Source organism: Herbaspirillum lusitanum P6-12 (assembly GCF_000256565.1).
GTDB classification, from domain to species: domain Bacteria; phylum Pseudomonadota; class Gammaproteobacteria; order Burkholderiales; family Burkholderiaceae_D; genus Herbaspirillum; species Herbaspirillum lusitanum.
Map to the genome: position 1 here is coordinate 1 of NZ_AJHH01000640.1, position 5,079 is coordinate 5,079.

Here is a 5,079-nt window from a genome sequence, read left to right on the forward strand (position 1 = left end):
GAACTGGTGAGAACTGGTGACGCAGTATTGCTGGGGCGATGTCTGGAATCGCCCAGGCCTCGACCGCCGCACGCGCAGCTTCCTCAACCTTGCCATGCTGACTGCGTTGAATCGCCCGCACGAAATCAAATTGCACGTGCGCGGCGCGGTCAACAACGGGCTGTCCAAGCAAGACATACAAGAAGTTTTCCTGCAAGCAGCCATCTATTGCGGCGTGCCGGCGGCAATCGACAGCTTCAAGATTGCCAAGGAAGTCTTCAAGGAAATGGGCATCTGAAGATTTGTCTTACGCCCTTTTTTATTGCGCCGTAACATCCGCCCCGGCCGAGCTCCAGGCTGGCAGCCGGGTGCGCGGGCAACACCCTTTATGAAACAGCAGGAGACAGCATGAGCGTTTCAACCGCATTTAATTTCAGCAGCGTGGCCAACATCGTTTGCGAACTTGGCGCAGTCAAAAAACTGGGCACATTGGTCAAGCAACGTTTTCCCGAGCTCAATCGGGTATTGCTCGTGACCGATCCCGGCTTTGTAAAAACCGGTCAGGTCGATGGCGTGATCAGCAGCTTGCAAGCCGCAGGCATGACCGCACTGGTATATGCCGAAGTCCAGGCCGACCCGCCGGAAGCCGTGGTGCTGGCGGCTGCCGCCAATACCCGCAAAAACAATATCGAACTGGTGATTGGCCTCGGTGGCGGCAGCTCGATGGATGTTGCCAAACTGATCGCCGTGCTGGCCACCAGCGACCAGCCGCTCGGCGACATGTATGGCATCGGCAATGTCAAAGGCACGCGTCTGCCGCTGATACAAATCCCGACCACTGCCGGTACCGGTTCGGAAATGACCCACATTTCGATCGTCACTACTGGCGCGACCACCAAGATGGGCGTCGTCAGTCCGCAACTGTTTGCCGACATTGCCATTCTCGACGCCGAACTGACCGTCGGCCTGCCGCCCAAGATCACCGCCGCCACCGGCATCGACGCCATGGTCCATGCGATTGAGGCCTACACCAACATCAATACCAAGAACGTTATTTCCGATGTGTTGGCACGGCAATCGCTGGCGCTGCTGTTCGACAATCTGCAAACCAGCTGTGCCGACGGCAAGAATCTGGCAGCACGGCAAAACATGCTGGTCGGCGCCATGCTGGCCGGTATGGCTGTCGCCAATGCCTCGTGCGGCGCGGTACATGCGCTGGCGTATCCGATCGGCGGCATCTTCCACGTCGCGCATGGTGTTTCCAACTCACTGGTATTGCCACATGTGTTGCGCTTCAATGCACCGAACGCGCATGTGCAATACGCAGAACTGGCTGCCATCATTGCACCACAAGCCAACGGCAGCAGCGAAGCCCGCACCGACGCGTTTATCAAGGCCCTGGTCGACATGACTGCCAAGGTCGGTATCGAAACGCAATTGCGTCAGGTCGGCATCGCCGCATCCGATCTCGACCGCATGGCGCAAGACTCCATGCTGCAGACCCGTTTGCTGAAGAATAATCCGCGCGTAGTCAGCCAAGACGACGCCCGGGCGATTTATGCAGCGGCGCTCTAATTAACCGTTTCCTCTGCTGTCGCCTGGATAGCGCACAGCAGAGGATTTTTCATCTTGCTTATTTAGCAACAGTCGCCTGCGCTACCGTCTGATTGATGCTGTCGATCAGCTCCTTGCCGATACGCCCGGCTACTTCTTTCTGCACCGGCAACAAGGTTTTTCGCAATGCTGCCCGTTCCGCGTCGGTCAATACATAAATGCTGGTCTTGCTGGATTGACGCATGGCTTCGATGGCGTCGTCGTTTTCCTTTTGTGCAATCGAATTGCCGTAGGCGGTGGCTTCTTTCAGGGCGATTTCCAGCGTGCCGCGAATATCGGCCGGCAAGCTATTCCAGAATTTAGTATTGGTGATCACGGCATACTCGATCACACCATGATTGGTGACCGAAATATATTTCTGTACCTCGTGCATTTTTTGGCTATAGATATTCGACGGCGGATTTTCCGCGCCGTCTACCACGCCTGTCTGCAAGGCTTGATATACCTCGGAAAACGCCAGCATCTGGGGATTGGCGCCGAGCGTACGCATTTGCGCATCGAGCACCTTGGATGACTGAATCCGCAGCTTCAAGCCCTTGAAATCAGCCGCCGATTTCAATATCTTGTTGGCGCTCATGACCTTGAAGCCATTGTCCCAGTAGGCCAGCCCAGTAATCCCCTTGGGCTCCAGCTTCTTGAACATCTGCTGACCGACCGCCCCTTGCGTAACGCTATGCAAAGCCGTGACCGTCGGGAAGATATACGGCAGATCGAACACTTCGAATTCCTTAACGCCAAGCGGCCCGAACTTGGCCAGCGACGGCGCCAGAATTTGCACCGCGCCAATTTGCAAGGCTTCCATTTCTTCCTTGTCTTTGTACAAGATACTGTTGGGATAGACCTCAACCTTGACGCGGCCATGCGTCGCTTTTTCTGCCAATTCCTTGAAGCGCTCTGCAGCCTTGCCTTTCGGCGTATTGATCGCCACCACGTGACTGAATTTGATCACGATCGGGGCCTGTGCCAAGACCCCCGGTGCGCTCGTCAACATGCCAACTGTACCCAGCGATGCCAGCGTCGCGACGATTTTATTGATATGCATCTTGTCTCCATTTTTGATTGGTTTTTGCGGTCGACTTTTTTACACGTCCGACGCTGCGCCAATTCTATAAATTTGGCTGCCAGCGCGGCGTCGTCTCTCGCGAACCCAGCCATCTAAAAATAGCAACGATGGCGGTTGGCCATCGGCTATCGTGATGGAGCGTTTCAAAAGCCGAAAAAAAACCATGAGGAAACACATGAGAGACATGCAATGAAACCGCTGGAAGGTATTAAAGTCGTATCGCTGGAACAAGCCATCGCGGCGCCGTTTGCATCGCGCCAACTGGGTGAACTGGGGGCGCGGGTAATCAAGGTAGAACGGCCCGGCGTCGGTGACTTCGCCCGCGCCTACGATGACAAGGTGCGCGGCATGTCGAGCCAGTTCATGTGGACCAATCGATCCAAGGAAAGCATCACGCTCGACCTCAAGGAAGCCGAAGGTCTGGAAGTTTTAAAGCGTTTGCTGGCCGACGCCGATGTCTTCATCCAGAACCTCGCGCCAGGTGCGATTGCCCGACTCGGCCTGAGTGATGAAGTATTGCGCGCAGAATTCCCGCAGTTGATTATTTGCCATATTTCCGGCTATGGCCGCAGCGGTCCGTACGCCAACAAGAAAGCCTACGATTTGCTGGTGCAATGCGAACTCGGCGTACCGGGCATCAACGGTACTCCCGGCGGCCAGGCCAAGATTGGCATTGCGGTAGCCGATATCGCCACCGGCATGTATGCCTATAGCGGCATCCTGACCTCGCTGATTCAGCGTGGTCGTACCGGCAAGGGGGTAATTTTCGAGGTATCTCTGTTCGATGCACTGGCCGAATGGATGAGCTACCCCATCTATTATCAAAAATATGGCGGCGTCGATTTGCCGCGCACCGGCACCCGTCATTCCGCCATCTCGCCTTACGGTCCGTTCAAGGCCAGCGATGGCAAGGAAGTGTTTCTGGGTATTCAGAATGAACGCGAATGGAAAAATTTCTGTGACCAGGTGTTGCTAGCACCGCAAGTCGCTACCGATCCGCGCTTCATCAACAACAGCTTGCGCGTGGTCAACCGTGATGCACTGGAAGCGCTGGTGGCGCAACATTTTCAACGCTTCGACAGCGAACAGGCGATTGCCAGACTGGAAAGCGCTGGTATCGCCAATGCCCGTTTGAACAGTATCATGGAGCTTTTATCGCATCCGCAATTCACGCAACGCGGCAGATGGCGTCAAGTCGATTCGCCGGTCGGTCCGGTCGAGATGTTGTTGCCGCCGGTTACCAGCGACGACTTCGAACCGCAACTGGGCGCAGTCCCCGCGGTCGGTCAGCATACCGATAGCGTGCTGGCCGCGCTCGGCTTCGACAGCGCCGCCATCGCTGCCTTGCGTGACAAGCACATCATTTGAGGGCACGATGAGGCGGATGCATTTTCTCTGCGGGCCGCTATGCGCTATAACCTCACATCGCTGAAAATGTTTATCGCCGTGGTAGAAACCGGCAGTCTGGCGAAAGCCGCCGAGCGCGAAAATATCGCGCCCTCGGCATTGAGCCGGCGTATTTCGGACCTCGAAGAACTGGTTGGTACCAGCCTGCTTGATCGCCACAACAATGGCGCGCGCGTCACACCGGCCGGCGAGACGCTGGAGCGTTATGCGCGCAGCGTGTTTCTGACCTTCGAACGGATGCGGGTCGAGTTGAGCGAACATGGCAAAGGTGAACGCGGCCACGTCCGACTGTTTTCCAATTCATCCGGCATCATGGATTCGCTGTCGACTTATCTGCAGGTATTTCTGAGCGCCCATCCGGCGGTAGCGATTCACCTGGAAGAATGGAGCAGCCCCTACATCGTGCGTGCCGTGCGTGAAGGTACCGCCGATCTTGGCATTATCAACGCCGCGGTGCCGCACGAAGGCTTGATGACCTTCCCCTACAACAGTTACCGGCTGGTGCTGGTAGCGCCGGCGTCGCATCCGTTGGCGCGCCGTGAACAGGTCGATTTTTCTGAAACGCTGGCCTACGATCAAGTCGGCTTTCACAATGGCAGCGCCATCTTCAGTCTGGCGTCGCGCGCTGCGCAAGCCAATGGCCAGCAACTGAAAATACGCATGCAAGTCACCAGCTTCGATGCGGTACGCGAAATGGTGCGCGCCAACATCGGCATTGCGATCTTGCCTGAATTTGCCGCCGCGCCGTATGCGCAGTCGATGGGCTATGCATGGGTGCCGTTGAGCGATAGCTGGGCTGCCATTGAATTGAAAATCTGCGTGCGCGACATCGACACCATTCCATCAGCGGCGCGCAAGCTGGTATCGCATCTGACCGATGCCGCTCACGCGGTGTGAATCGCAGCCCCCTCCTCTAAAAAATATTCTTCCTGACCTATGCCAACATCCGACAACAACAGTTTGCAACGATCGTATCTGGCAGTACCCGGCAATGCCGTACGCTTTTTCGAAAAAAA

The 5,079-nt window shown here is 56.3% G+C and carries 4 protein-coding genes and 1 pseudogene; 4 read left to right on the forward strand and 1 reads right to left on the reverse strand.

Going from position 1 to position 5,079, the window contains the following annotated elements; genetic code table 11:
* Positions 1 to 10 precede the first annotated feature (10 nt).
* Both HLUSI_RS29915 and HLUSI_RS0121090 read left to right on the forward strand, forming a co-directional pair.
* Positions 11 to 277: pseudogene (locus HLUSI_RS29915) on the forward strand (carboxymuconolactone decarboxylase family protein); the annotation flags it as partial.
* 110 nt (positions 278 to 387) lie between these two features.
* The gene (locus tag HLUSI_RS0121090; RefSeq protein ID WP_016835839.1) at positions 388 to 1,554 is read left to right on the forward strand and encodes an iron-containing alcohol dehydrogenase; all 1,167 of its coding nucleotides are present in this window, start codon (positions 388 to 390) and stop codon (positions 1,552 to 1,554) included.
* Positions 1,555 to 1,612: 58 nt separating this feature from the next.
* On the opposite strand, the gene HLUSI_RS0121095 is transcribed toward HLUSI_RS0121090, so the two are convergent.
* On the reverse strand, positions 1,613 to 2,635 hold the full coding sequence (locus HLUSI_RS0121095) for a TRAP transporter substrate-binding protein (RefSeq protein WP_016835840.1): 1,023 nt from the start codon (positions 2,633 to 2,635) through the stop codon (positions 1,613 to 1,615).
* A gap of 210 nt (positions 2,636 to 2,845) precedes the next feature.
* On the opposite strand from HLUSI_RS0121095, the gene HLUSI_RS0121100 reads away from it, so the two are divergent.
* Positions 2,846 to 4,024, forward strand: a complete 1,179-nt coding sequence (locus HLUSI_RS0121100) for a CaiB/BaiF CoA transferase family protein (RefSeq protein WP_016835841.1) — start codon at positions 2,846 to 2,848, stop codon at positions 4,022 to 4,024.
* A 66-nt stretch (positions 4,025 to 4,090) separates the two neighbouring features.
* Entirely contained in the window at positions 4,091 to 4,960 is an 870-nt protein-coding gene (locus HLUSI_RS0121105) for a LysR family transcriptional regulator (RefSeq protein WP_162098087.1), read from the forward strand.
* Positions 4,961 to 5,079: the final 119 nt, after the last annotated feature.